The organism is Steroidobacter sp. (genome assembly GCF_036406195.1).
Taxonomy (GTDB): domain Bacteria; phylum Pseudomonadota; class Gammaproteobacteria; order Steroidobacterales; family Steroidobacteraceae; genus Steroidobacter.
Map to the genome: position 1 here is coordinate 1 of NZ_DASWVW010000044.1, position 1,564 is coordinate 1,564.

A 1,564-nucleotide genomic window follows, 5' to 3' on the forward strand; every position below is an offset into this window, starting at 1 on the left:
CGCCCGTTCGGCGCGGCCATGGCCAAGCTCAGCACCGCCAGCAAGACGATCGAGCGCGCGGACGGCAGCGAGATCGAGCTGACACTGGCACTTGACAAGAAGCGCCGGATCGACCCGGCCTACGAAATTTATCTCGGCCTGTACCAGGCAATCACCGGGCCGGAAGAACGCCAGAAGCTGTTTCGCGAGTTCTCGCCGGACTTCTTCGATCTCATCGTGATCGATGAGTGCCACCGCGGCAGCGCAGCCGAGGATTCGGCGTGGCGCGAGATTCTGGAGTACTTCGGCAACGCCACCCAGATCGGCCTCACCGCCACGCCCAAGGAAACCGAATACGTCTCCAACATCCACTACTTCGGCGAGCCGGTGTACACCTACTCGCTCAAACAGGGCATCAGCGACGGGTTCCTGGCTCCTCGACGTCCCCCCGCTTTGAGTAGCGGGTGGGTTTAGAGTCCGGTGTTACTTTAACTGCTTCGCGTAGGCGGCCGGTGTCAGCCCGCCCAATGCCCTCTTCGGTCGCTCCTCGTTGTATTCCCGCCGCCAGCGTTCGATCTCGGTCCGGGCGTGTAGCAGGCTGGGAAACCAGTGTTCGTTGAGGCACTCATCGCGCAGGCGGCCGTTGAACGATTCGATGTAGGCGTTCTGGTTTGGCTTGCCCGGTTCGATCAGGCGCAGCTGCACGCCGTGCTCGTGCGCCCAGGCGACCATCGCCTTGCCGCAGAACTCCTTGCCGTTGTCGGTGCGAATCGTCTTGGGCAAGCCGCGTATGATCGCCAGGCGGTCCAGCACGCGCGTCACGCCCGCGCCGGAGATGGCTCGCTCGACTTCGATGCCCACCGATTCATGCGTGGCGTCGTCGACGATGGTCAGGCACTTGAGCACGCGTGCGTCGGCGGTGCGATCGAACACGAAATCCATCGACCACACCTCGTTGGGTGCCGATGGACGACACAGCGGTTGCCGCTCGCTCACCGGCACTTTCTTCCGCTTGCGCCGGCGCACCTGTAGCCGTTCCTCCCGATACAGCCGCTCCACGCGCTTGTAGTTCACCGGCTCGCCGCCCTCCTGCCGAAGCTTCAAGTGGATCATTCCCACCCCGTAGCGCTTGTGCCGCTGCGCCAGCTCCACGATCCGCCGCCGCAATGCCACGTTGCGGTCCGGCTGTGCCTGATAGCGGTACGCGCTGGCGCTCATGCCCACGACGCGCAACGAGCACCGCTCGCTCAGCCCCTTGTCGATCATCTGGCGCACCAACACTCGCCGGGCCGGTGCGCCTACGGCTTTTTTCGCAGGACGTCCCGGATCACCTCGTTCTCAAGCATCTGCTCGGCCAGCAGCTTCTTCAGCCGCGTGTTCTCCGTCTCCAGTTCCTTCAGGCGCTTGGCGTCCGGCACGCTCATGCCGCCGAACTTGCTGCGCCACAGGTAGTAGGAGGCCTCGCTGAAGCCGTGCCTGCGGCACAGCTCCTTGATCGGCAGGCCGACGTCAGCCTCGCGCAGGAAGCCGATGATCTGTTCTTCGGTAAACCGCTTCTTCACGTCCAATCTCCTTCAGTTGGGGG

1 protein-coding gene and 1 pseudogene are annotated in these 1,564 nt (G+C 63.9%); one reads left to right on the forward strand and one right to left on the reverse strand.

The window, feature by feature from the left end:
• Window positions 1-417: pseudogene (locus tag VGE08_RS17835) on the forward strand (DEAD/DEAH box helicase family protein); the annotation flags it as partial.
• A 45-nt stretch (window positions 418-462) separates the two neighbouring features.
• On the opposite strand, the gene VGE08_RS17840 reads toward VGE08_RS17835, so the two are convergent.
• Window positions 463-1,541 (reverse strand): IS3 family transposase gene (locus VGE08_RS17840; protein ID WP_414717508.1). Its coding sequence is split into 2 segments (ribosomal slippage): window positions 463-1,283 and window positions 1,283-1,541, totalling 1,080 coding nucleotides; the frame shifts between segments, so codons are not numbered across the junction.
• Window positions 1,542-1,564 lie beyond the last annotated feature (23 nt).